This window comes from Aeromicrobium chenweiae, from assembly GCF_003065605.1.
GTDB lineage: Bacteria > Actinomycetota > Actinomycetes > Propionibacteriales > Nocardioidaceae > Aeromicrobium > Aeromicrobium chenweiae.
The window spans coordinates 1,294,252-1,318,175 of sequence record NZ_CP026952.1; the positions used below are offsets into that span (position 1 = coordinate 1,294,252).

Here is a 23,924-nt window from a genome sequence, read left to right on the forward strand (position 1 = left end):
CCCATGGGCCTCACCCTCAACGCCGCGGCCTTCCGGGCGTGGACGCAGCTGTGCGCAGGGGCCCTGTCGTCCGCTCGGGCCGAGATCGACGCCCTGAACGTGTTCCCCGTCCCGGACAGCGACACCGGCACGAATGCGTACCTGACCTTCATGTCCGGCGCCGACGCGGTCGAGGCGCTCGGGCGGGACGCGTCCCTGGAACGGCTCGTCAAGGCGTACGTCGACGGCCTCCTCACCGGGGCCAAGGGCAACACCGGCGTGATCCTCTCCCAGCTCGTGAGGGCGTGCTTCCGTGACCTGCCCTTCGAGGGCCCGGTCAGCGCCGCAGATGTCGCGCGGTCGTTCGTCGCGGCGTCCGACGCCGCCTGGGCCGCGGTGGGCGCGCCGGTGGAGGGCACGATCCTGTCCGTCGCGAAGGCCGCTGCCGTGGGGGCGGTCGCCGCTGCCGAGGACGGGGTGGACGGTCACACGGTCTTCGGCAAGGCCGCGAACGCCGCCCGCGAGGCGCTCGCGCGGACGCCCGAGCAGATGGAGCTGCTGGCGCGGGCCGGTGTCGTCGACGCCGGTGGCCGGGCGCTCGTCGTCGTGCTGGACGCCACCGAGCAGGCGCTGACCGGGCGCGTCCCGCCGCAGGTCGCCGCGCACGTGCCGCAACCGATCCGCGTCGCGGGCGACGACCTGAGCGCGGACGGGCCGTCGTACGAGGTCATGTACCTCCTCGAGGCCGACGACGACCGCATCCCCGAGCTCCGGGCCTCCTTGATGGCGCTCGGCGACTCGCTCGTGGTCGTCGGCGGTGACCGGCTGTGGAACGTCCACGCCCACGTGGACGACGTGGGTGCCGCGATCGAGGTCGGCATCGCGGCCGGGCGGCCGTACCGGATCGCGGTGACCCACTTCGCCGACCAGATCGCGCGGGGACCGCAGAAGGGCCGTGTGGTCATCACCGCGACGACGGGTGCGGGGCTGACCGCGCTGTGCGAGGAGGCCGGCGCGCAGACCCTCGAGTTCACCCGCGACAGCCCGCTGACCGTCGCCGAGATGAGCGCGTCGCTGCGTGACGTGGGCGCCGACGAGATCATCGTGCTGCCCAACAACTTCCGCTACATCCGCCAGTTCGAGGCCGCTGCCCAGGCGGCCCGTCACGACGGGATCCGGGTCGCGGTGATCCCCACCAACGCCCAGGTGCAGGGCCTGGCCGCTCTCGCGGTGCACGACCCGGGGCTGGGGTTCGACGAGGTCGTCGTCGCGATGTCCAGCGCCGCGGCGCACACGCAGCACGGCGCGGTCACGGTCGCGACGGAGAACGGGATGACGATGGCCGGCCCGGTCGGCCCCGGTGACGTCCTGGGCGTGGTGACCGGTGACTTCACGGTCATCGGCGACGACGTGCTCGAGGTCGCGTACGAGGTCATCGACAAGATCTTGTCGCCGGCAGGTGAGATGGTGACTGTCGTGCTGGGCGAAGGATCGGATCCGGGCTACGAGGCGTCGCTGCGCGCCTACCTCAGGAGGGTGCGTCCCGACGTCGACCTGCTCGTCTACGACGGCGGCCAGGAGAACTACCCCCTGTTCATCGCGGTCGAGTGATGGTCGATCTCACCACCAAGCTGGTCAACGTCCTGGGCGACAAGACCGCCACGCCGCTGGCCAAGGCGTTCGACATGCACGTCGTGGGCGACCTGCTGCGCCACTACCCGCGCCGCTACGTCGAGCTGGGCAAGGCCAGCAACCTGGCCGACCTGCACGTCGGCCAGCACGCGACGGTGCTCGCCCGGGTCGTCGAGGCCAAGAACTACTCGTTCGGTCCCGGCGGCAAGCGCACCCGGACCGAGGTCATCGTGACCGACGACTCGGGTGCCCGCCTGTCGCTGACGTTCTTCCAGCAGCGCTGGCTGCAGGACCGCATGAAGCCCGGGATGATGTGCCTGTTCTCGGGCGAGGTCGGCCAGTTCAACGGGCGCCTGCAGCTGACCCATCCCGACTACGACCTGTTCGACGAGGAGGGCGACACCGCGGCGTCCCGGCTGTCCCGCGGCGTCCTGCCGATCTACCGGGCCACGGCGAAGGTCCCCACGTGGAAGATCGAGAGCTTCATCGGGCTGTGCCTCGACAGCCTCGACACGGTGGACGACCCGCTGCCGGAGTCGATCCGCTCCGAGCGCGGCTTCGCCGGCACCCGCGCGGCGCTCGAGTCGATCCACCGGCCCCACTCGATGGGTGAGGCGATGAAGGCGCGCGACCGCTTCCGGTTCGAGGAGGCGTTCATCGTCCAGACGGTGTTCGCCCAGCGCCGGCACGCGCTGGAGGACGACCGGGCGGCGGCCCGTCCCACGATCGACGGCGGTCTGCGCACGCGCTTCGAGCAGCAGCTGCCGTTCACGCTCACGGGTGGGCAGCGGGCCGTGGTCGAGGAGGTCTCCGCAGACCTGGCCCGCACGCACCCGATGCACCGGCTCCTGCAGGGAGAGGTCGGCTCGGGCAAGACCGTGGTGGCCCTCATGGCGATGCTCCAGGTCGTCGACGCCGGGGGACAGGCAGCCCTCCTGGCGCCGACCGAGGTGCTCGCGTCCCAGCACTTCCGCGGCATCACCGCGTTGCTCGGCGACCTGGCCAAGGGCGGCATGCTGGGCGGTGCGGACGGGGCGACCCGGGTGCGCCTGCTCACCGGCTCGATGGGGGCCAAGGCCCGCAACGCGGCGCTGCTCGACGCGGCGTCCGGCGAGGCCGGCATCGTCATCGGCACCCACGCGCTGATCCAGGACCACGTGCAGTTCGCCGAGCTCGGTCTCCTCGTCGTCGACGAGCAGCACCGCTTCGGCGTCGAGCAGCGCGCCGCCCTCGTGGACCGGTCCGAGGTCACGCCCCACGTGCTGGTCATGACGGCCACCCCGATCCCGCGCACCATCGCGATGTCGGTCTTCGGCGACCTGGAGGTCTCGACCCTGCGCGAGCTCCCCGCCGGCCGGCAGCCGATCCAGACCAACGTCGTGCCGTACGCCGAGCGCCCCGCGTGGCTGGCCCGCGCGTGGGAGCGGGTCCGCGAGGAGGTCGGCAAGGGCCGGCAGGCGTACGTCGTGGTCTCCCGCATCGGCGACGAGCCGTCCGAGAGCGACACGTCCTCCCTCGTTGAGCTGCACGAGGAGCTCGTGCACGGGCCGCTGCACGGGCTGCGGGTCGGCACGCTGCACGGGCGCATGAGCCCCGACGAGAAGGACGCCGCCATGAACGCGTTCGCCGCCGGGACGACCGACGTGCTCGTGGCGACGACCGTCGTCGAGGTCGGCGTCGACGTCCCGAACGCGACCGTCATGGTCGTGATGGACGCCGACCGCTTCGGCGTGTCCCAGCTGCACCAGCTGCGTGGCCGGGTGGGTCGTGGCAGCGAGGCGGGTCTCTGCCTCCTGGTCACGGGCGCGGAGAGCGACTCACCGGCGCGCGAGCGGCTCGACGCGGTCGCCTCGACGACCGACGGGTTCGAGCTGTCCAAGCTCGACGTGGAGCTGCGCCGGGAGGGCGACGTGCTGGGCGCGCGGCAGTCCGGCGTACGGTCCAGCCTGCGGCTGCTGTCGGTCGTGAAGGACGAGAAGGTCATCGAGGAGGCACGCGCGGCGGCCGACGCGATCGTGCTGGCCGATCCGGCGCTCACCTCCCACCCGACGCTGGCAGCCGCGGTCAACGAGCTCGAGCACTCCGAGCAGGCCGACTACCTGGAGCGGACATGACGCGCATCATCGCCGGACGACACGGCGGACGACAGATCAAGACCCCCAAGGGCGACGGCACCCGGCCCACGTCCGACCGGGTCCGCGAGGCGATGTTCTCCTCGATCGAGTCCGAGCTGGGCGGGCTCGACGGCATCGCGGTGCTCGACCTGTTCGCGGGCTCGGGTGCGCTCGGCATCGAGGCGATCTCGCGCGGTGCGCGGCACGCGGTGTTCGTGGAGGCCCACGGCCAGGCCGCGTCGGTGATCACCGGCAACCTGCGGGCGCTCGGCGCCGAGGGCGTCGTCGAGCGGAGCAAGGCCGAGCGATGGGTCGAGGAGGGTGACCGCGACGTCTTCGACCTGGTCCTGATCGACCCGCCGTACGCCGTGCCGACGACTGCGGTGACGGCTCTCGTCGCGGCGGTCCACGAGTCGTTCGCTCATGACGACACGCTGTTCGTGGTCGAACGGGCGACCCGGGACCCGTTCGTCTGGCCCGACGGGGTCGAGGGCCTGCGCACCAAGAAGTACGGGGAGACGACGGTGTGGTTCGGACGCCCTGCGGTACGGTCGCAGGCATGACGAAGGTCGTGTGTCCCGGTTCCTTCGACCCGGTGACCAATGGTCACCTCGACATCGTGGAGAGGTCCGCGCACCTGTTCGACGAGGTCGTGGTCGCCGTGCTCGTGAACGAGAACAAGAAGGGCCTGTTCACGATCGACGAGCGGCTCGAGCTGCTCACCGAGGCGACGAAGCACCTGCCCAACGTCTCGACGGCGTCCTTCACCGGCCTGCTCGTCGACTTCTGCACGGCCCACGGGGTCGACGCGATCGTCAAGGGCCTGCGGGCGGTCACCGACTTCGACTACGAGCTGCAGATGGCGCAGATGAACGGCAGCCTCACCGACGTCGACACGGTCTTCATCCCCACGTCGCCGGAGTACTCGTTCCTCGCGTCCAGCCTGGTCAAGGAGGTCGCCAAGCACGGCGGCGACGTCTCCGGCCTGGTCCCCGGTTTCGTCAACGACGAGCTGAAGGCCAAGTACGCCTGACCCGCGAGAGGTGGCGACATGGGACTCGCCGAGCACTTCGAGGCCGAACGGCCGAGGTTGCTGGCGATCGCCACGCGCGTGCTCGGCGATCCGGTCGAGGCCGAGGACGTGGTGCAGCAGGCGTGGCTGCGCCTGGACGCCACCGACGCGTCGATCGCGAGCCTGCCGGCCTGGCTGACGACCGTGACCACGCGGTTGTGCCTGGACCGGCTGCGCGCACGGGTGCCGGTGCCCACCGAGCACACCGACGCCGTGGCCGCGACCGCACCGGACCCCGCTGACGACGTCGTCCTCGCGGACTCGGTCGGCGTCGCGCTCCAGGTGGTCCTGGAACGGCTCAGCCCCGCCGAACGGGTCGCCTTCGTCCTCCACGACAGCTTCGGCCTCGAGTTCGCGACCATCGCCGCCGTGCTCGAGACGACGCCGACCGCCGCGCGAAAGCTGGCCTCCCGGGCGCGGGCGAAGGTCAGGCAGCCGCCCGCGCGCGATCGGCTCGCCGACTGGGAGGTCGTCGACGCGTTCATGGCCGCTGCGCGTGAGGGCGACTTCGAGCGGCTGATCGCGCTGCTCGCCCCGGACGCCCGGGTGACCGCTGACGCGGCCGCCGTCGCCCGCGGCACCCCCACGCTGATCGAGGGGCGGCAGCGGGTGGCCGAGTTCTTCGACGGCAGCGCCCGTGCGGCCCTGCCGGTCCTCGTCGACGATCGTCCCGCGACGGCGTGGTTCCACCGCGGGCAGGCGATGGTGCTGTTCGACTTCGCCGTCGCCGACGGGGTGGTGCGTGGCATCACGTTCCGGGCCGATGCCGATGCGCTGACGCGCGTGGTCCGTCGCGAGGGCGTCGATCGACGCGACTGATGCGTGTCCCGGTCACATCCGTGCCGCGCCGATCGTCAGGTGCGTACGAACCCGTCCGGAGAGGAAGTGCCGCACATGAAGACCATGACCTGTCGCCAGTTGGGAGGTCCCTGCGACCTCGAGCACCGCGGCGAGACCGCCGACGACGTCATCAACGCCCAGGACCAGCACCTGAAGGAGGCGGAGAAGGCCGGCGACGCGACGCACCAGGACGCGCGCGAGGCCATGAAAGGGCGCTGGCGGCACCCGAAGAAGTCTCTGGACTGGTACCGCGGGATGAAGGATGCCTTCGCCCGCCTGCCCGAGTCCTGAGCCCGGTCGCTTCCCCGGGTCAGTCGGGCAGGTGCGGGGCCGCGACCGGGTCGCCCCGGCCGATCTGGACCGCCCTGCGCAGCGACGTCGAGCCGAACTTGTCGCGCACGGCGTCGATCGCGTCGTCGAGCTCGGAGCCGGCGGTCACGTCGAGCGGCAGGGCCAGCTGAGCCGGGCCGTCGTCCAGCGACCCGACCGAGACACCGACCAGGGTGATGCCCTTGTCCTTGATGACGCCTGAGCGGGACGCCAGCAGCCGCCTGGCGACGTCGAGCACGGTGACGGTGTGGGCGGTGGGCCGCGCCAGCGTGTGCGACGAGGTCGAGCGGGTGAAGTCGCCGAAGCGCAGCCGGATCGTGACGGTGCTGCCCGTGCGCCCGGCGGCGCGCATCCGGCGGGTGACCCGGTCGACAAGCGTGAGCAGGACGAGGTCGAGATCGGCAGGGGAGTGGTCGCCGCGGCCCATCGCGTGCTGGGCGCCCATCGACCCGCGCCGCTTGCCGGTCTGCACCGGTCTGGGGTCGCGGTTGTGGGCCAGTGCGTGTAGGTGGCGGCCCGCGGCGGGGCCCAGCAGGTGGACGAGCTCGCTCTCGAACATCTCGGCCACGTCGCCGACGGTCGTGAGGCGCGCGTCCCGCAGCTTGGCGGACGTGACCTTGCCGACTCCCCAGAGCCGCTCGACCGGCAGCGCGTGGAGGAACTGCAGCTCCTGCTCGACCGGCACGACCAGCATGCCCTCGGGCTTGGACACCGCCGAGGCGACCTTCGCGAGGTACTTGGTGCGGGCGACGCCGACCGAGATCGGCAGCCCGACCCGGTCGCGGACGTCCGCTCGCAGCTGGGTCGCGATGGTCGACGGTGCGCCGCGGATGCGCCGCAGGCCGCCCACCTCGAGGAAGGCCTCGTCGATCGAGATGCCCTCCACGAGCGGTGTCGTGTCGTGGAAGACGTCGAAAACTGCCCGGCTCGCCTCGGTGTACGCCGAGAACCGGGCCGGGACGACGACCGCGTCGGGACAGACCCGCAACGCCTGCCGGCCGCCCATCGCCGTCCGCACACCGCGAGCCTTCGCCTCGTAGCTCGCGGCCAGCACGACACCACCGCCCACGATGACCGGACGCCCCCGCAGCGAGGGGTCGTCGCGCTGCTCGACCGACGCGTAGAAGGCGTCGAGGTCGGCGTGCAGCACGGTGCCCTCGGTCATGCTGGCATGGTTCCACCTGCCCCCGACACTCGCTCGTCCCGGGCGATTGGCCTCGGCGTGTCCCGGGGGGTTACGATTGACCTCGGCCTGCTTGCAGGTCCTCTTCTTGTCGTGCTCTTGGATGGATGGTTGATCGTGCTGTCCGGACCGCTGGTCTTCGATACCCACGAGATGGGTCGCAAACCCGGCGCCGAACGTACCTTCACCCGCACCATCGAGGCGCCGGCAGAGATGGGTTACGACGTCTACGCCGTGCCCGAGGGCTCCACGATCGAGCTCGAGCTCCGGCTCGAGGCGATCATGGAGGGGATCCTGGCAACAGGGACCTTCTCGGCGCGGGCCGTGGGTGAGTGTGTGCGGTGCCTGGAGCCCATCGACGAACCTGTCGTGGTCGGTTTCCAGGAGCTCTTCCTCTATGAAGCACCCTCCGACCAGGAGGAGGCGGACGAGGAGGATCATGTCCTCGAGGACGAGCTGCTCGACCTCGAACCCGTTCTGCGGGACGCGGTGGTGCTCGCACTCCCGCACAACCCGTTGTGTGGTCCGGACTGTCCGGGACTGTGCCCCGAGTGTGGGGCGCGACTCGCGGATGACCCAGATCACACACACGGTGAAGCGATCGACCCACGGTGGTCGGCGCTGAGCCAGCTGGCGGAGCAACCGGTCCCGTCAGCCGACCAGTCAGAGTCGGGCAACACGTCCGACGACAGCAAGGAGTAGATCGTGGCAGTCCCGAAGAGGAAGATGTCGCGCAGCAACACGCGTCACCGTCGTTCGCAGTGGAAGACCACCGCAACGGCGATCGTCGACTGCGCCAACCCCGCGTGCGACTCCAAGGTGCAGCCGCACCACGCGTGCACCAAGTGCGGACAGTACGGAGCTCGCGGCGAGCGTCGCCAGGTCCTCTGATCTCTGCCGCAGCTGACGCTGGGGCGCTCCGGGAGGTCCTGGGAGTCCAGGACCTCGACCCGGAGCTGCTCCAGCACGCGCTGACACACCGCTCGTTCGCGTACGAGAACGGCGGTGTGCCCAACAACGAGCGCCTCGAGTTCCTGGGGGACTCGGTGCTCGGTCTTGTCGTCACCGACACGCTCTTCACCGAGCATCCCGACCTGCCCGAGGGGCAGCTCGCGAAGCTTCGTGCAGCGGTCGTCAGCGCCAAGGCCCTCGCGGAGGTCGCGCGCACCCTCGGCATCGGCGAGCACGTTCGTCTCGGCCGTGGCGAGGAGACGACCGGTGGTCGTGACAAGGCCTCGATCCTGTCCGACACGGTCGAGGCCATCCTGGGCGCGATCTACGTCCAGTTCGGCATCGAACGGGCCGCCGAGGTGATCCACCGGGTGTTCGACCCCGTGATCGCCGCAGCCTCCGGCCTCGGCGCAGGCCTGGACTGGAAGACGTCCCTGCAGGAGATCGCCGCCAACAACGATCTCGGCGTCCCGCACTACGTGCTGGTGGGCACGGGGCCGGATCACAACAAGAGCTTCACCGCCGAGGTCGTCGTCGGCGAGGCGACGTTCGGCGGGGGTGCCGGCCGCTCCAAGAAGGAGGCCGAGCAGATGGTCGCCGAGATCGCCTGGCGCGCCATCAACGCCGGTCTCGACCAGCCCGGCTCCTAGACCCGTGCCCGAGCTGCCCGAGGTCGAGGTCGTCCGTCGCGGCATCGCCGACCACGTGGTCGGCCGGACGATCACCGCCGTCACGGTCCACGACGTGCGCTCGGTGCGCCGTCACCTACCCGGCCCGGCCGACTTCCGGCACCGGGTGGAGGGACGGACGGTCGTCGGCGTGGCCCGCCGAGGCAAGTACCTGTGGATGCAGCTCGACCATGGCGACGCCATCTTGTGCCACCTGGGCATGAGCGGGCAGTTCCTGGTCTCCGAGGCGTCCGCGCCCCCGCAGCGACACCTGCGCATCACGCTCGCGCTGCAGGACGGCACCGAGCTCCGGTTCGCCGACCAGCGCATCTTCGGCGGGATGTCGTTCAGCGAGGACGGCGCGGAGCTCCCGCCCGAGATCGCGCACATCGCGCGCGACCCGCTGGACCCCTTGTTCGACCCGGCCGAGTTCACCGCCCGGATCCGCAAGCGCCAGACGGGCGTGAAGCGGGCGATCCTCGACCAGACGCTCATCTCCGGGGTCGGCAACATCTATGCCGACGAGTCGCTGTGGCGGACGCCGCTGCACTACGCCCGCAACACCCGGCACCTGCGGACCCGCGAGATCGACGCGTTGCTGGGCCACATCGGCGACGTCATGCGCGAGGCGCTCGCCCAAGGCGGCACGTCGTTCGACGCGCTGTACGTGAACGTCAACGGCAACAGCGGCTACTTCGACCGCTCCCTGCAGGCGTACGGCCAGGAGGGCCGGCCGTGCCAGCGGTGCGGCACCCCCATCCGCCGCGACCCGTTCATGAACCGCTCGTCGTTCTGGTGCCCGCACTGCCAGCCGCGTCCGCGCAACGGGCGGTTCTGACTACGCTGGCCGCATGAGCCTGACCCTGCAGCCCATGAACGCCGAGCTCTTCGCGTCCTGGATGAGGCACGTGATGGGCTGGTACGCCCAGGGCAAGGTCGAGGCGGGGAGCTGGCCCGAGGACGGGGCGGTGGAGCGGGCGCTCCGGGAGAACGCCGAGCAGCTCCCGCAGGGACTGGACACGCCGCACAACGACTTCTTCGTCGGGACGGTCGACGACCGCGAGGTGGGCTACCTGTGGCTCTACACCGATCCCGCGCAGACCCCGCCGGCGACTGCGATCCAGGCCATCGAGGTCCTCGAGGGCGAACGCGGGCAGGGACTCGGCCGCGAGCTGCTGGAGGCCGCGGAGGGGTGGTGCGCCGACCACAGCATCCAGACGCTGCGCCTGCACGTCTTCGGGCGGAACACCACGGCCATCAACCTGTACGAGTCGGCGGGCTTCGAGACCACCAACGTCCTGATGGCCAAGACCATCCGATGACGGACGCCCCCTACGGCGACGAGGCGTACGAGCGCTTCGTCGACGAGCCGCCCAAGCGCTCCGGCCGCACCTCGTTCGAGCGCGACCGCGGACGCATCGTGCACTCCGCGGCGCTGCGCCGGCTGTCGGCCAAGACCCAGGTCATGGGCGCGGGCTTCGACGACTTCGTCCGCAACCGGCTGACCCACTCGCTGGAGGTCGCGCAGGTCGCCCGCGAGCTGGGCAAGGCGCTGGGCTGCGACCCGGACATCGTGGACTCCGCGGCTCTGGCCCACGACCTGGGGCACCCGCCGTTCGGCCACAACGGCGAGGTCGCGCTGGACGAGGCCGCGCAGTCCTGCGGCGGGTTCGAGGGCAACGCGCAGACGCTGCGGATCCTCAGCCGGCTGGAGTCCAAGGCGTTCGGGCCCGACGGTCGCAGCGTCGGGCTCAACCTCACCCGGGCCACCCTCTCGGCGTGCGTGAAGTACCCGTGGCGGCGGGGCGAGGTGCCGGAGGCTGCCGGCAAGTTCGGGGTCTACACCGACGACCTGCCCGTGTTCGACTGGCTGCGGGACGGCGCTCCCGCCCGGCGCCGACCGATCGAGGCGCAGGTCATGGACCTGGCCGACGACATCGCCTACTCGGTCCACGACGTCGAGGACGGCGTCGTGGGCGGCTGGTTCGGTCTGCGGGCCGGTGAGCTGGACACTGCGGCGATCCACGCCGTCGCCCGGGACTGGTACGACCACACGGCCACCGACGACCGCCTCGACGCGGCGCTCGAGCGCCTGCAGGAGATGCCGGAGTGGCCCACCACGGGGTTCGACGGCAGCCGTGCCGAGCGCGCCGTGCTCAAGAGCCTGACCAGCGCCCTGATCGGACGCTTCGCGCACGCGGCGGAGGCCGCGACCGTCCAGAGGTGGGGCGGCGGTCCGCTGACCCGTTTCGGGGCCGACCTGGAGGTGCCGACGGGCACCCGCGACGAGATCACGGTGCTGAAGTCCATCGCCGCGCACTACGTCATGCAGGCGCAGGACCGGGCCGGGCCGCTCAGTCGCCAGCGCGAGCTGCTCCTGGCCCTCGTCGATGCCCTGGACCGGTCCGAGGGCAGGCAGCTCGAGGCGGAGTTCGCCGAGGACTTCGCCCGCGCGGAGGACGATGCCGCCCGCCACCGGGTGCTGATCGACCAGGTCGCGAGCCTGACCGACGTGTCCGCCCGCGCCTGGGGCCTGCGCCTGCTGGGCTGACGGGGCTTGCCGCCCGTGGCGGGGTGGGTGGGGCCGACTAACATTCACCCCATGGCCGGGCTGATCAAGGACGAGGACATCCAGCTCGTCCGCGAACGCACCCGCATCGACGAGGTCGTCGAGCAGTACGTCACCCTCAAGAACGCCGGCGGCGGCTCCCGCAAGGGCCTGTGCCCGTTCCACGACGAGAAGTCCCCGTCCTTCAACGTGCGCCCGTCGGTGGGCTCGTACCACTGCTTCGGCTGCGGGGCCGGCGGCGACGTCTTCAAGTTCGTCATGGAGATCGAGGGCCTGAGCTTCGTCGAGACCGTCGAGCGTCTCGCCGCCAAGGCCGGCATCACGCTGCGCTACGAGGAGGGCAGCGGGCACACCGGTCCGCGCCGCGACCCCAACCAGCGCAACCGCCTGCTGGAGGCCCACCGCGAGGCCGGCGCGTTCTACGCCGCCGCGCTGCAGTCGTCACCGGACGCGCAGGCCGGTCGCCAGTTCGTCCAGGACCGCGGCTTCGACCAGGCTGCCGCCGAGCTGTTCGGCATGGGGTTCGCGCCGCGCGGAGGAGAGGCGCTCGTCGCCCACCTGCGGGGCAAGGGGTTCTCCGAGGACGAGCTCGTCACCGGCGGGCTCGCCAACCGCGGCACCCGCGGTCTCTACGACAAGTTCCGTGGCCGGCTGCTGTGGCCGATCCGGGAGATGACCGGCGAGATCATCGGCTTCGGCGCGCGCCGGATGTTCGACGACGACCGGGTCGAGGCGAAGTACCTCAACAGCCCCGAGACGCCCATCTACAAGAAGTCCCAGGTCCTCTACGGCATCGACCTGGCCCGCCGGTCGATCTCGTCCTCCAGCCAGGCGGTCATCGTCGAGGGCTACACCGACGTCATGGCGTGCCACCTCGCCGGCGTCACGACGGCCGTGGCCACGTGCGGCACGGCGTTCGGTGAGGACCACGCACGGGTCATGCGCCGACTCATGCTCGACGACCAGGCGTTCCACGGCGAGGTCATCTTCACCTTCGACGGCGACGAGGCCGGCCAGCGCGCCGCGCTCAAGACGTTCAGCGGCGACCAGCAGTTCGTCGCGCAGACGTACGTGGCGGTGGAGCCGCGGGGCATGGACCCGTGCGACCTGCGGCTGGCCGACGGTGACGCGGCCGTCCGCGACCTGGTGGCGTCCCGCATCCCGCTGTACCGCTTCGTGCTGGACAACCTGCTCGGCAAGTACGACCTCGACCGCGGCGACCAGCGCGTGGACGCGGTCCGCGAGGCCGTCGGGCTCGCCTCGGCGATCCGCGACAAGTCCAAGGTCGACGAGCTGCTGCGGGAGATCGCGGGCCGCGTCGGCACCGACGTCGACCAGGTGCGGGCCGAGCACCGCCGTCGCGTCGCCACGTCGTCCAAGGGCGGCCAGCCGGTCACCCACGACGCGCCCACCGCGTCGATGCCGTCGCCGGCGGTCAACTTCGGCCAGCCGCAGTTCGCCGACGAGCGCGAGGCGTTGAAGGCGATCGTCCAGCACCCGCACCTGGCTGCGAAGCTCGCCGACGACATCGACGACAATGACTTCACGCACCCGATCTCCAAGCTGCTGTGGAAGCACATCGAGGCCATGCCGTGGCCGACCGGCCCCAACCCGAACTGGCTGCCCCAGCTGTCGGACTCGGTCCACGACGAGGACGCCAAGCGCATCCTGTCCATCGCGGCGGTCGAGCCGATGCGCGCGCGGGAGGGCAACACCGCGGCGGTGGTTTCGTCGATCCTCATGCGCCTGCAGCTGCTCACGCTGAGCCGCAGGATCGCCGAGATCAAGTCCAAGCTGCAGCGCACCAACCCCATCGACGAGGCCGAGACGTACAACCGCATGTTCGGTGACCTGATCGCCCTCGAGCAGCAGTTCCGCACGCTGCGCGACCGGTCGCTGAGCGGCGACGTCCCCAGCTGAGAGCCGGCCGCGCGCGATCCACAGGCGGCCGCCTCACCACTGTCCGTCGGCACGCCGTCGCCGCAGGCTGGCGGGGTGGATCGATTCGTCCGTGAGCTGATGTCCCTGCCCATCCTGGACGCCGAGCAGGAGCGGGCCCTGGCCGTGGCGGCCCATCAGGGCGACGCCGACGCCCGCGTCGCGCTGATCACCGCGGGCCTGCGCTCCGTCGCCCTGCGGGCCCGCCTGCTCGGTCTGACGGGGGAGGAGATGCGGGACGCCGTGCAGGCAGGTGCGGTCGGGCTCATCCGCGCCGTGGACCGGTTCGACCCCGATCGCGGCGTCCGCCTCGCGACGTACGCGTGGCACTGGATCGGCGCCGAGATGTCGGTCGGTCGACGTGACGACCTGCCGCTCGACGGGGTCGACCCGCCGTACGACGACTCCGCGACGCACGACGAGTCCCTGCTCGACGGACTCTCCGACGACGCCGCCGACGTGCTGCGTCTGCGGTTCGGGCTGGGGCCCGACGGCGGTCCGCCGATGTCCAGGATCGCCGTGGCACAGCGGTTGGGGGTCAGTGTGACGAGGATCAGATCGGTCGAGGGGAAGGCGATGCGACAACTCCGGGAGCGACTTGCTAAAGTTGTCGACCGTGCTCCTCTTCACCGAGAAGCCGATCCCCCATAGCTCAATTGGCAGAGCATTCGACTGTTAATCGGAGGGTTCTTGGTTCGAGTCCAAGTGGGGGAGCAGGACCCACGAAACCCCCGCTTCGGCGGGGGTTTCGTCGTTTCCGGCACGACGCGGACGGCGGGGAACGACCCCGTCTGGAAGGATGCGGAGCATGGTGTCCTCCGGGCCGGGCCTCGACCCGTGAACGCGCCGACGCCCGTGCGCCTCGGCTCCTGGCCGACACCCCTCGAGCCCATGCCGCGACTGGGCGTCCACCTGGGGCTCGGGCCCGACGACCTGTGGATCAAACGGGACGACCTGTTCGGCCTGGGCGGCGGCGGGAACAAGGCGCGCAAGCTCGAACGGACGATGGCCCAGGCGATGCAGTGGGGCGCCGACGTGGTGATCACGAGCGGCGCCCCGCAGAGCAATCACGCGCGCCTGACCGCCGCGGCGGGAGCGCGACTCGGGCTGCCCGTCGTCCTGGTGCTCGAAGGCGTCGACCCTGACACCGAGAGCGGCAACCTCCTGCTGGACCGGATGCTGGGCGCCCACCTCGTCTGGGCCGGGGAGGTCGACGGTGAGGGTCTCGAGGCAGCCGTTCAGGCCGAGGCCGACGCAGCCGCGTCCACGGGCCGCAAGGCCGGGATCATCCCGTTCGGCGGGTCCAACGCCGTCGGGGCCGGAGCCTACGAGGAAGCCGGTCGCGAGCTCCTGCACCAGATGCCGACGCTCGACCGGGTGGTCGTCGCCGTCGGCTCCGGCGGCACGATGGCCGGACTCGTCAGCGCACTGGGCCCGGACCGGGTGACGGGCGTGGACACCGGCGCCGTCCCGGACGCCGTCGAGCGCGTCCTGGGCCTGTGGCAGGCCCTCGACCCGTCCGCAGGTGGCACAGCGACCGACCTCGTCGTGCGGGACGACCTCGTCGGCCGCGGGTACGGCGTGCTGTCGGACGACATCCGGGAGGCGATGCAGCTGTTCGCCCGCACGGAGGGCGTCATCCTCGACCCCGTGTACACCGGCCGCGCGGGTGCCGGCCTGATCAGCGGGGTCCGCGAGGGGACGATCACGGCGGGGGAGCGGACGGTCTTCCTGCACTCCGGCGGACTTCCGGGACTCTTCGGGCACGCCGACGTCTCGCCGTGGCGGGACGTCCCTCCGCGCGACTGATCGCCCCGGGCGTCAGAGGCGCAGTGCGGTCTGGACCAGGTCGGCGACGGCGCGCGAGCGGCTGTGCGACGGCCAGGCGATGACGGTGGTCACGGTCGGGGCGTCGACGACCGGCACGGCGACCAGGTCGTCGTGCAGCTGGGCCCGGCACGAGTCGGGCGCCATCATCAGGGTCCGCCCCAGCGAGACGAGCTGGAGCAGCTGGGAGTGGCTGTGGACCTCGGGCCCGGGCCCGTCGGGATAGGAGCCGTCGGTACCCGGCCACCGCGGCAGCGGCAGGTCGGGGACGTCGGTGAGATCGTCGACGCGCAGCCCCTGACGGGTGGTGAGGGCGTGACCGGCGGGAAGGACCGCGACCTGTCCCTCGGTGACGAGCGCCTCGTGGTCGAGGCCGGAGACGTCGTCGAAGGGCCGGTGGAGGAGCGCCACGTCGGCGCGGCCGGTGCGGAGCAGGCGCTCCTGCTCGCCCGGACCGCAGAGGACCACGTCGACGGTGATCGATCCGGGGTCCGCGGCGTACCGGTGCAGGAGCTTGGCCAGCAGCTCGCTGGAGGCTCCCGCCTTGGTCGCGAGGACGACGGAGGGTGCTCCCGGTCCGTCGGCGGCCGCGCGCCGGGCGCGGTGCTCGGCGGCCTCCACCGCGTCCAGGGCTGCGCGTCCTTCGTGCAGGAGGACCTCGCCCGCGGGGGTCAGCGTCACCGATCGACTGGTGCGTTCCAGGAGGGTGGCACCCAGTCGGCGCTCCAGCTGGCTGATCGCCCGGGACAGCGGCGGCTGGGCGATGCCGAGCCGCTCGGCGGCGCGTCCGAAGTGCAGCTCCTCGGCGACGGCGACGAAGTACCGCAGCTCCCGGGTCTCCATGCGCCGAGCGTATCAACGCAGCCATACCCGTGGGGTATCGCTGCAGACCCACATGGTGTTGGGGGTCGTCCGCGCGGTTCCGCATGCTCGAGGACATGAGTGAGAACAAGACAGCACTGGTGACAGGCGCGAACAAGGGCATCGGCTACGAGATCGCGGCGGGCCTCGGCGCGCTCGGATGGAGCGTGGGCGTGGGGGCGCGCGACCGGACCCGGCGCGAGGAGGCGGTGGCCCGCCTGCGTGAGGCCGGGGTGGACGCCTTCGCCGTGCCGCTGGACGTCACCGACGACGACAGCGTCGCGGCCGCCGTGGACCTGGTCCGCGAACGGGCCGGCCGCCTCGACGCCCTGGTCAACAACGCCGGGATCACCGGCGGTGGACCGCAGCAACCGACCACCGTCGACCTCGACATCATCCGGACGGTCGTCGAGACGAACGTGCTCGGGGTCATCCGGGTCACGAACGCGATGCTGCCGCTGCTGCGCCTCTCGCCGAGCCCGCGGATCGTCCACATGTCCAGCAGCGTCGGATCCCTGACGCGCCAGTCCGGATCTGGTGGCGAGCTGACCACCGGGCCCGTTGCCGCGGCCTACTCGACCTCCAAGACCTTCCTCAACGCGGTGATGATCCAGTACGTCCGAGAGCTGGACGGGACCGACATCCTCATGAACGCCGCCTGTCCAGGCTTCGTCGCGACCGACCTCAACGGCTTCCGCGGCGTGCGGACGCCCGGGCAGGGCGCGGCCACCGCGATCCGACTGGCGACGCTTCCCGACGGCGGCCCGACCGGTGGCTTCTTCGAGGACGCGGGCCTCGTCCCTTGGTGAGTCGGGCGGCGGTGCTTCTGCCACCGTATGGGCCCGATTTCGGCCTCATACGGTGGCGCACCCACCGCCGCTCGCCCACGGGGAGGACGAACGGGCATGCGCATGTGCCGGTTGCGGGGTTCACTGGGTGAGGTGGGCCGGCCGGCACCACACGAGCGCCATGACGGGAGCAAACGATGCGCCAGGTGGTCATGTACGGGCCCGGGGACGTGCGGGTCGAGGAGCGCGACGACCCGCAGATCGTCGAGCCGACCGACGCCGTCATTCGTGTCTCGGCGACCTGCATCTGCGGCAGCGACCTGTGGCCGTACCGCGCGGCCGAGCCGGTGGACCACCAGGTGATGGGCCACGAGTACGTCGGCGTGGTCGAGCAGATCGGCTCGCAGGTCCGTACCGTCTCGGTCGGCGACTTCGTCGTCGGTTCCTTCTGGGCGTCGGACAACACGTGCGAGATCTGCCGGGCCGGCTACCAGTCCCACTGCGTCCACCGCGTGCCCATGGGGATGATCGGCACGCAGTCCGAGCTCGCCCGCATCCCGCTGGCGGACGGCACCCTGGTCGCCACCCCGGGGATGCCGGACGCCGACCTGGTCCCCTCGCTCCTCGCCGCCTCGGACGTTCTGGGCACGGGGTGGTTCGCGGCGGTCGCTGCGGAAGCCGGGCCCGGGAAGACCGTCGCCGTGGTCGGCGACGGTGCCGTGGGGCTGCTTGCCGTTCTCGCAGCGTCCCGGCTCGGGGCCGAGCGGATCATCGCGGTCAGCCGCCACGCGGACCGTCAGGCCCTGGCCCGCGAGTTCGGCGCCACGGAGATCGTGGAGGAGCGGGGTGATGCGGGCGTGGACCGGGTGAAGGAGCTGACGGACGGTCTCGGCGCGCACTCGGTGATCGAGGCGGTCGGCACGCAGGAAGCCATGATGCAGGCCATCGCTTCGACGCGTCCGGGTGGGCACGTCGGCTTCGTCGGTGTCTCGCACGACGTCGCGATCCCCGGGGACGCACTCTTCATGTCGGGGGTCCATCTCCATGGTGGTCCCGCCCCGGTGCGCCAGTACCTGCCGGAGCTGGTCCAGCTCATCTGGGACCGCACGATCGACCCAGGCAAGGTCTTCGACCTGACGTTACCCCTCGACCAGGCCGCCGACGGGTACCAGGCGATGGACGAGCGGACGGCGATCAAGGTGCTCCTGAAGCCGTGAGCCGCCGCCGACGGACGAGGGAGACGGGCATGGCCGAGCTGCCCACACGGCTGTCGAGGGGCGTGCTCGACGCCGGGGGCCGCGGCCTCAGTGCCGCCTTCGGTCTCGTGGCCCGCGTGCGGCCTGCCGCCAAGCCGCTGCACCCGCGAGGGCGCCTGTACGACGCGGTCATCCAGCGGCAGGGCCTGTGCGAGCCGGTCGGGGTGCCGTTCATCGACGAGCCCGGCACGACGTCCGCCCTGGTCAGGGTGTCCCGCGCCCTCGGTCTGCCGCCGGCGCTGCCGGACATCCATGGCATGGCCATCCGCCTGCCGGTCGACGGTGGGCGCCACGCAGACATCCTCCTGGCGGCGACGGGCCTCGGTCGCATCAGCCGGTACGTGCTCCTGCCCGGAGCCAGCGCGGACCACCGGTCGTACTCGACGCTCATCCCGTACGAGACGTCCGGCGGCCCGCTCAACCTGGCCGCCATCCCCGTGCAGGGCGAGTACCGGGCGTTCGACCTGGCGTGTGCCCACACGCAGGAGAAGTGGACGATCTTCGCCCGCATGCGTCTCGAGGAGTCGCCGGCGCAGGAGCAGGTCACGTTCGACCCGGTGCTCAACACGCTGCCCGGCCTGGGCTACTACGACTGGGCGGTGCGCCTGCGCGAGCGCGCCTACCGGGCCGCACGCCGCTCCCGGGCCGACGACTGACTCACCCGCCCCATGCCAGGTTGAAGACCTCGAACGCGGCTGCGTGGGTGGTGCCGAGGCGCGAGCCGGTGGGACGCGACACGCCCGCCAGGAACTCGGCCGGGTCGAAGTCCTCCCACCCCAGCCCGTCGATGTACGCCTTGTGGGCCGCGAGGGATTCCACGCCACGGTCGAAGGTGTCGGTCGTGTCGACGGCATGGGTCGCGTCGGGGGACCCGGCGGCCCACACCTGCTTGACCCCGCCCCACGGCACCAGGCCCTCGACGAGCTGCTCGGGGAAGATCCACCGGTTGCCGGCGTCGCTGGCCGCGTTGAGGGCCGCGCGGCCGACCGCCATGTGGTCGGGCTGGTTGGGTGCCGAGCCGCCCCAGGTCTCGCGGAAGTTGTTGGTCACGATGATCTCGGGACGGTGCTTGCGCACGACCGCGCTGATCGCGCGGCGCAGCGACACGCCGTACTCCAGCACCCCGTCGGGCAGGCCGAGGAACTCGACCGTGTCGGCCCCGACGATGCTGGCGGACGCGATCTGCTCGTCCATCCGCACGCCGCGGCACACATCGGGCGCGAGGGCGTCGATGCCCGCCTCGCCGCTCGTGACCATGCAGTAGACGACGGTCTTGCCCTGTCCGGTCCACCTGGCCACGGCTGCTGCAGCGCCGAACTCGACGTCGTCCGGGTGCGCCACGACGACCAGGGCGCGGTCCCAGCTCTCGTCGACGGGTTCCAGGGGTGAGGGCTCCATGTCGGTAGGCTAAGCCCGCATTCCCTCGGGGAGGTAGCTCAGCTGGTTAGAGCAGGGGACTCATAATCCCTGGGTCGCGGGTTCGAGCCCCGCCCTCCCTACTGACAGAAAGGCCGGCCATGCGCGATGCGGCGATCTTCGACATGGACGGCACACTGTGCGACACCACGAGCATCCAGCACCTCGTCGAGGGTGACGACCGGGACTTCGCGGCGTTCCACGCGGCGTCCGCGGACTGCCCCGCGCACGCCGACGTCGTGCAGGCCGCCCGCACCCAGCACGAGCAGGGACGCGCCGTGCTCGTCGTGACGTCCCGCGAGTTCATCTGGCGCGATCTCACGCTGGACTGGCTGGTGGCGCACGACGTCCCGTACGACGCGCTGTACATGCGGATCGTCGGCGACTACCGCAAGGACGTCGTCATCAAGCGCGAGATCCTCGAGCGGATCACCGCCGACGGCTACACCGTGCTCGAGGCGTGGGACGACAAGCCGTCCGTGATCGACCTCTGGCGCGAGCACGACATCGCCGTGCACGTCGTCGGGTGAGGGCTACAGGCCGAAGGTCGCCCGCTGGTCCTCGGGGACGAGCTCGAGGAACGCGGGGTTGTCGCGGATGACCTTGGGGACGAACGGGCAGTAGGGCAGCACCGTGCCACCGCGCGAGGCGATCTCGTCGAGCGCGCCGGTGACGAGCTTCCCGCCGATGCCCTGGCCCTCGAACTGCGAGAACACGCGGGTGTGGGGGAGCGCGTACTCGTCCCCGTCCTTGCGATAATCGACGAAGCCGGCGAGCTCGCCGTCGACCATGATCTCGAAGCGGGAATCGGTGGGGTTGTCCTGCACTGTGGTCGTCATCCGACATTCTCCTCGGGTGGGATGTTGTCTGTGGACGTGAAAGTACGACACAATGGTCGCAGGTGCACCCAAGACGCTGGGGAAGGCGACACTAGGGAGGCACCGATGAACATGTCTTCGCCGACGATCCTCACGCGGGGAGTGCTTTTTGTGCACTCGTCCGCGTCTGCGCTGTGCCCGCACGTCGAGTGGGCGGCGGCCGGAGTGCTGGGCGGTACGCCTGACATCTCCTGGGTTCCGCAGCCGGTCGAGCCGGGCACGTACCGGGCCGAGCTCTCGTGGCAGGCACCGGTCGGCACCGCGGCTGCGCTGGCGTCCGCCCTGCGCGGCTGGGAGCAGCTGCGGTTCGAGGTCACCGAGGAGCCGACGGCGTCCAGCGAGGGCGCACGCTACTCGTACACCCCGAAGCTGGGGATCTTCCACGCGATGACGGGCCTGCACGGCGACATCCTCATCCCCGAGGACCGCATCAAGGCGTTCCGCGTCAAGGCGTCGCTCGGCGAGGTCGACATCGAGACCGCGCTGGACGGCCTGCTGGGTGTCGCGTGGGACGCCGAGCTCGAGCCGTTCCGGCACGCCGGCGACGGCGCCCCGGTGCGCTGGCTGCACCAGGTCATCTGAGGCCGGGGTACGGCGTCAGCCGATCTCGACCTCGACCAGGGGCGTGGACAGTCCGGTGACGGTGTTCTTGACCCGGAACTCGCGCCCACCGGTGCGGGACGTGTAGAGCTCGGTCCGGAACTCGCCGCCGTCCCGGGTGGTGGTCTGGATCGGGAAGTCGTCCCACTCCTTGTCGCCGCCGACGTCGCGGACCTGGACCTGGAGGTTCTGGCCCGCGTCGCTGTCGGGGAACGCGCCGGACAGGTAGAAGCGCTCACCCGGCGAGACGCGCGTGCCGGAGGCCTCGATCGTGGGCTTCGGCGCCTCCTCGGGCGACGTCGGCTTCGGGGAGGGCTTCGGCTTGGGGGCCTTGGTGGGCTCCGGGGTGGCCGACGCGGTGATCGGCGGCAGCTTGACCGTGCCGATGCCGCTGGCGCTCACCAGTGCGGCGCCTCCGATGCCCAGGACGCCACCGATGAACAGACCGGTCAGCGCGAATCGGGTGGCGAACCATGCGGGGTTCCCGCGGCGCTCGCGCTCATCAGGGGTCACGTCTCATACCTCGTTGCTCGGCGGTGGAGTGTTCGCCACGACGACGGCACGGTCGGTGCGTCGAGGGGCGGTTGAGAGCCATCATGCCGGACGACGGCGTCGATGGCGTCCTGCACGGTGACCATGGAGTCGATCGTGTCGTCGGAGAGGTAGAGCCCGAAGCGACGGCCCAGCTCCTCGCCCACCTCGACGATGGTCAGCGAGTCGGTGCCCAGGTCCTTCAGGACCGCGTCGGGCGTCACGGAGTCGGGCGGACAGCCCAGCACACGGACCAAGATGTCGGTCAGCTGCTCGAGAACTGCGGACGACGACGACACCCGGCCAGTCTATCGGCGTCGTGCGACGCGTCACGCCCTGGTCGTTCGCCGTACCGGCCGTACGTCACGCGCCTAGACTGGCGTGATGGAGAGCGTCGAGGACGTCCAGCACGTCCTGGTGCACGGCTATCGTCGGGCGTACCGCATCTGCGGCTCCGGCCCGGTGCTCCTGCTGCTGCACGGCCTCGGCTGCGACTCGTCGACCTGGGCGCCCGTCATGCCTGCGCTGGCCGAGCGGTACACCGTGATCGCGCCGGACCTGCTGGGCCACGGCGAGTCCGACAAGCCCGACGCCGACTACTCGCTGGGCGCCTACGCGAACGGCATGCGGGACCTGCTCACGGTGCTGGGCATCGACAAGGTCACGGTCGTCGGTCACAGCTTCGGGGGAGGGGTCGCGATGCAGTTCGCGTACCAGTTCCCCGAACGCACCGAGCGGGTCGTCCTGGTGTCCACGGGCGGCCTCGGCAAGGAGGTCACCCCGCTCATCCGTCTGCTGACCGTCCCGGGCAGCGGCCTGGCCATCGGTGCCGCGACCCTCGGGCCGCTCCGCCCCCTGGTGAGCACTGCGATGCGTACGCTCGCCCGGCTGCCAATGCGGGCGACCCGTGACCTCGACGAGGTGGCCGGGATCTACGAGGCGCTCGCCGACCCGGCTCAGCGCCGGGCGGTGCAGCGCGTCACCAGCCACGTCCTCAACTGGCGCGGCCAGTTCGTCACGATGACCGATCGCAGCTATCTGGCGCGGTTGATGCCCGTGCTGGTCGTCTGGGGGCGCGACGACATGGTCATCCCGTCGGCGCACGCAGATCTCGCGCCCACGGACGTGTCCGACGTGCACGTCCTCGAGGACTCCGGGCACTTCCCGCACAAGGACCATCCCGAGCAGTTCGCCCGCCTGGTGACGGAGTTCATCGACCACCACGAGCCGGCGCACTACCACCGCGGACGGTGGAGGGCCGTGCTGCGTCGTGGCAACCAGTACGAGCTCGAGAGCGTCACCCCCGAGGGCGTCGCCCCCGCAACCGGCTGACCTCGGTCGTACGACCCGTCAGGGCTTCGTGGTGACGGCTGCAGGTGCGTCGTCGGGTGCGACCGTCGTCGGGGCCGGGTCGCCGTCTTCGTGCGCGGTGGCCGACCTCTTGCGTCTCTGCCGGCGGGTGTTGCCGGTGACCAGTGCGCCGATCCAGACCGCCACGCCGCCGATGACCAGACCGCCGATGTCGTCCGCGATGTAGTGCCAGCCGAGGTAGAGCGTCGCCAGCACGGTGAAGCCCAGGTAGATCCAGGCCGTGTACCGGACGGCCCGGGCGATGCCGGCGAAGTGCAGGAACAGGGCCAGCGTGAAGACGACCGACACGTGGAGCGAGGCGAAGCCCGCGATGCCGTAGATCTTGTCGCCCTGCGGGTCCTCCTTGAACCCGAACGCACCGCGCAGCAGGGACATCTGCAGCTGCGTGGCCCCGTTGTCGGGGAGGTCCGCGAAGCGTTGCGGCTCGTAGAACGCCGGGCCGAGCGTCGGCAGGCTGTAGTAGCTGACCACGCCGAGCACCCAGTTGAGGCTGACCGCCGTGGCGTACCAGGCGCCGACCGTGAAGTCGCGGTGCAGCACCAGCACCGCACCGACCGTGATCGGGACGACGGGGAGGTACAGCACGTACAGCACCGCCAGCACCTGGGCGGCGATCGTCGTGCCCAGGAGGTCGTGCAGGACCGTGGCCGGGTTGTTCCCGAAGAACATCCAGTGGTCGAGCTCGAGCAGCTGCCGGTCGTGGAGCGAGTTGCCCGTCAGGAGCGGCAGGTAGCTCTTCAGGTTCCGGTAGCTGACGTAGCAGATGTAGAACGAGATCATGCCGGTCGCGACGTGCAGCACCCGGTGCAGGCTCCACTCGTCACGCACGATCGTCTTGACGCCGGAGAACGCGTTCCTGAACCCGTAGCGGTAGATCGACTGCGGCAGGATCGCGACCGCGAAGATCAGCAGGCCGATCATCGGCAGGCGGATGTAGGCCGGTCCGAGGAAGCCCTCGGGGTCCTTCAGGCCCACATCCAGGTGCTGCGAGTAGTAGATGGTCACGAGGCCCACCACGAGTGAGAGGCAGAACGCGAACGCGTACGGCCAGCGGAGGAACGCAGCAGGCCAACGGAGCATGGACGTCATCTTAAACGTCCATGCTGAGAGCCCGCTGCGA

The 23,924-nt window shown here is 71.0% G+C and carries 28 protein-coding genes and 2 tRNA genes; 23 read left to right on the forward strand and 7 right to left on the reverse strand.

Going from position 1 to position 23,924, the window contains the following annotated elements; translation table 11 throughout:
* Positions 1-3 precede the first annotated feature (3 nt).
* From C3E78_RS06220 to C3E78_RS06245, 6 genes are all read left to right on the forward strand, one after another.
* Positions 4-1,590: a DAK2 domain-containing protein gene (locus tag C3E78_RS06220; RefSeq protein ID WP_108577480.1), complete on the forward strand. Its 1,587-nt coding sequence runs from the start codon at positions 4-6 to the stop codon at positions 1,588-1,590.
* Positions 1,590-3,725, forward strand: a complete 2,136-nt coding sequence (gene recG / locus C3E78_RS06225) for an ATP-dependent DNA helicase RecG (protein WP_108577481.1) — start codon at positions 1,590-1,592, stop codon at positions 3,723-3,725. Before C3E78_RS06220 ends, recG begins: the two co-directional genes overlap by 1 nt.
* The gene (gene rsmD, locus C3E78_RS06230) at positions 3,722-4,288 is read left to right on the forward strand and encodes a 16S rRNA (guanine(966)-N(2))-methyltransferase RsmD (RefSeq protein WP_108577482.1); all 567 of its coding nucleotides are present in this window, start codon (positions 3,722-3,724) and stop codon (positions 4,286-4,288) included. The genes recG and rsmD overlap by 4 nt, the downstream gene beginning before the upstream one ends.
* Positions 4,285-4,758 carry a pantetheine-phosphate adenylyltransferase gene (gene coaD, locus C3E78_RS06235; RefSeq protein ID WP_108577483.1) on the forward strand — a complete coding sequence of 158 codons (474 nt, stop codon included), beginning with the start codon at positions 4,285-4,287 and terminating at the stop codon, positions 4,756-4,758. The genes rsmD and coaD overlap by 4 nt, the downstream gene beginning before the upstream one ends.
* A gap of 18 nt (positions 4,759-4,776) precedes the next feature.
* On the forward strand, positions 4,777-5,616 hold the full coding sequence (locus C3E78_RS06240; protein WP_108577484.1) for a sigma-70 family RNA polymerase sigma factor: 840 nt from the start codon (positions 4,777-4,779) through the stop codon (positions 5,614-5,616).
* A gap of 75 nt (positions 5,617-5,691) precedes the next feature.
* Positions 5,692-5,928, forward strand: a complete 237-nt coding sequence (locus tag C3E78_RS06245; protein ID WP_108577485.1) for a DUF1059 domain-containing protein — start codon at positions 5,692-5,694, stop codon at positions 5,926-5,928.
* Between the two features lie 19 nt (positions 5,929-5,947).
* Here the strand turns inward: C3E78_RS06245 and dinB are convergent, their stop codons facing one another.
* A complete protein-coding gene (gene dinB, locus C3E78_RS06250) occupies positions 5,948-7,132 on the reverse strand; it encodes a DNA polymerase IV (protein WP_108577486.1) in 1,185 nt (394 codons plus the stop codon).
* On the opposite strand from dinB, the gene C3E78_RS06255 reads away from it, so the two are divergent.
* The 10 genes from C3E78_RS06255 to C3E78_RS06300 all read left to right on the forward strand — a co-directional run bounded on the left by C3E78_RS06255 (position 7,109) and on the right by C3E78_RS06300 (position 15,085).
* The gene (locus C3E78_RS06255; protein ID WP_328591574.1) at positions 7,109-7,852 is read left to right on the forward strand and encodes a YceD family protein; all 744 of its coding nucleotides are present in this window, start codon (positions 7,109-7,111) and stop codon (positions 7,850-7,852) included. The two genes, dinB and C3E78_RS06255, sit on opposite strands and share 24 nt — an antisense overlap.
* Before the next feature lie 3 nt (positions 7,853-7,855).
* Positions 7,856-8,041 (forward strand): 50S ribosomal protein L32, encoded by a 186-nt coding sequence (gene rpmF / locus C3E78_RS06260; protein ID WP_056607529.1) that lies wholly within the window; start codon positions 7,856-7,858, stop codon positions 8,039-8,041.
* Positions 7,996-8,751 carry a ribonuclease III gene (gene rnc, locus C3E78_RS06265; protein ID WP_328591575.1) on the forward strand — a complete coding sequence of 252 codons (756 nt, stop codon included), beginning with the start codon at positions 7,996-7,998 and terminating at the stop codon, positions 8,749-8,751. The genes rpmF and rnc overlap by 46 nt, the downstream gene beginning before the upstream one ends.
* Positions 8,752-8,755: 4 nt before the next feature.
* Positions 8,756-9,607, forward strand: coding sequence for a bifunctional DNA-formamidopyrimidine glycosylase/DNA-(apurinic or apyrimidinic site) lyase (mutM, locus tag C3E78_RS06270; RefSeq protein WP_108577487.1), 852 nt, complete (start codon positions 8,756-8,758; stop codon positions 9,605-9,607).
* A 13-nt stretch (positions 9,608-9,620) separates the two neighbouring features.
* A complete protein-coding gene (locus C3E78_RS06275) occupies positions 9,621-10,091 on the forward strand; it encodes a GNAT family N-acetyltransferase (protein WP_108577488.1) in 471 nt (156 codons plus the stop codon).
* Positions 10,088-11,320 (forward strand): deoxyguanosinetriphosphate triphosphohydrolase, encoded by a 1,233-nt coding sequence (locus C3E78_RS06280; protein WP_108577489.1) that lies wholly within the window; start codon positions 10,088-10,090, stop codon positions 11,318-11,320. Before C3E78_RS06275 ends, C3E78_RS06280 begins: the two co-directional genes overlap by 4 nt.
* A gap of 51 nt (positions 11,321-11,371) precedes the next feature.
* Complete coding sequence (dnaG, locus tag C3E78_RS06285; RefSeq protein WP_108577490.1) at positions 11,372-13,258, forward strand: DNA primase; 1,887 nt, start codon at positions 11,372-11,374, stop codon at positions 13,256-13,258.
* Positions 13,259-13,333: 75 nt separating this feature from the next.
* Positions 13,334-13,927, forward strand: coding sequence for a sigma factor (locus tag C3E78_RS06290; RefSeq protein ID WP_135804856.1), 594 nt, complete (start codon positions 13,334-13,336; stop codon positions 13,925-13,927).
* Positions 13,918-13,990 (forward strand) — tRNA-Asn (locus C3E78_RS06295). The genes C3E78_RS06290 and C3E78_RS06295 overlap by 10 nt, the downstream gene beginning before the upstream one ends.
* Positions 13,991-14,113: 123 nt before the next feature.
* On the forward strand, positions 14,114-15,085 hold the full coding sequence (locus C3E78_RS06300) for a D-cysteine desulfhydrase family protein (protein ID WP_199906947.1): 972 nt from the start codon (positions 14,114-14,116) through the stop codon (positions 15,083-15,085).
* Between the two features lie 12 nt (positions 15,086-15,097).
* Here the strand turns inward: C3E78_RS06300 and C3E78_RS06305 are convergent, their stop codons facing one another.
* Positions 15,098-15,946, reverse strand: coding sequence for a LysR family transcriptional regulator (locus C3E78_RS06305; protein ID WP_108577492.1), 849 nt, complete (start codon positions 15,944-15,946; stop codon positions 15,098-15,100).
* A gap of 95 nt (positions 15,947-16,041) precedes the next feature.
* Here C3E78_RS06305 and C3E78_RS06310 point away from each other — a divergent pair, with 95 nt between their 5' ends.
* The 3 genes from C3E78_RS06310 (at position 16,042) to C3E78_RS06320 (ending at position 18,664) form a co-directional block, all read left to right on the forward strand.
* Complete coding sequence (locus C3E78_RS06310) at positions 16,042-16,773, forward strand: SDR family oxidoreductase (protein WP_108580783.1); 732 nt, start codon at positions 16,042-16,044, stop codon at positions 16,771-16,773.
* 176 nt (positions 16,774-16,949) lie between these two features.
* Positions 16,950-17,969: a zinc-dependent alcohol dehydrogenase family protein gene (locus C3E78_RS06315; protein WP_108577493.1), complete on the forward strand. Its 1,020-nt coding sequence runs from the start codon at positions 16,950-16,952 to the stop codon at positions 17,967-17,969.
* 29 nt (positions 17,970-17,998) lie between these two features.
* On the forward strand, positions 17,999-18,664 hold the full coding sequence (locus C3E78_RS06320) for a hypothetical protein (protein ID WP_108577494.1): 666 nt from the start codon (positions 17,999-18,001) through the stop codon (positions 18,662-18,664).
* Between the two features lies 1 nt (position 18,665).
* Here C3E78_RS06320 and C3E78_RS06325 read toward each other — a convergent pair whose 3' ends face one another.
* A complete protein-coding gene (locus C3E78_RS06325) occupies positions 18,666-19,406 on the reverse strand; it encodes a PIG-L deacetylase family protein (protein ID WP_108577495.1) in 741 nt (246 codons plus the stop codon).
* Positions 19,407-19,433: 27 nt separating this feature from the next.
* Here C3E78_RS06325 and C3E78_RS06330 point away from each other — a divergent pair.
* Positions 19,434-19,507: transfer RNA gene (locus tag C3E78_RS06330), tRNA-Met, on the forward strand.
* Positions 19,508-19,525: 18 nt separating this feature from the next.
* The gene (locus C3E78_RS06335; RefSeq protein WP_108577496.1) at positions 19,526-19,954 is read left to right on the forward strand and encodes a phosphatase domain-containing protein; all 429 of its coding nucleotides are present in this window, start codon (positions 19,526-19,528) and stop codon (positions 19,952-19,954) included.
* A 3-nt stretch (positions 19,955-19,957) separates the two neighbouring features.
* Here C3E78_RS06335 and C3E78_RS06340 read toward each other — a convergent pair whose 3' ends face one another.
* Positions 19,958-20,263 (reverse strand): GNAT family N-acetyltransferase, encoded by a 306-nt coding sequence (locus tag C3E78_RS06340; protein WP_108577497.1) that lies wholly within the window; start codon positions 20,261-20,263, stop codon positions 19,958-19,960.
* A 141-nt stretch (positions 20,264-20,404) separates the two neighbouring features.
* On the opposite strand from C3E78_RS06340, the gene C3E78_RS06345 reads away from it, so the two are divergent.
* Positions 20,405-20,884 carry a DUF3145 domain-containing protein gene (locus tag C3E78_RS06345; RefSeq protein ID WP_438938497.1) on the forward strand — a complete coding sequence of 160 codons (480 nt, stop codon included), beginning with the start codon at positions 20,405-20,407 and terminating at the stop codon, positions 20,882-20,884.
* Positions 20,885-20,899: 15 nt separating this feature from the next.
* Here the strand turns inward: C3E78_RS06345 and C3E78_RS06350 are convergent, their stop codons facing one another.
* Positions 20,900-21,415, reverse strand: a complete 516-nt coding sequence (locus C3E78_RS06350) for a hypothetical protein (protein ID WP_108577498.1) — start codon at positions 21,413-21,415, stop codon at positions 20,900-20,902.
* Entirely contained in the window at positions 21,412-21,732 is a 321-nt protein-coding gene (locus C3E78_RS06355; protein WP_108577499.1) for an acyl carrier protein, read from the reverse strand. The genes C3E78_RS06350 and C3E78_RS06355 overlap by 4 nt, the downstream gene beginning before the upstream one ends.
* An 85-nt stretch (positions 21,733-21,817) precedes the next feature.
* On the opposite strand from C3E78_RS06355, the gene C3E78_RS06360 reads away from it, so the two are divergent.
* Positions 21,818-22,765, forward strand: coding sequence for an alpha/beta fold hydrolase (locus C3E78_RS06360; protein ID WP_108577500.1), 948 nt, complete (start codon positions 21,818-21,820; stop codon positions 22,763-22,765).
* An 18-nt stretch (positions 22,766-22,783) separates the two neighbouring features.
* Here C3E78_RS06360 and C3E78_RS06365 read toward each other — a convergent pair whose 3' ends face one another.
* Positions 22,784-23,884 (reverse strand): phosphatase PAP2 family protein, encoded by a 1,101-nt coding sequence (locus tag C3E78_RS06365; RefSeq protein WP_108580785.1) that lies wholly within the window; start codon positions 23,882-23,884, stop codon positions 22,784-22,786.
* Between the last annotated feature and the right edge of the window lie 40 nt (positions 23,885-23,924).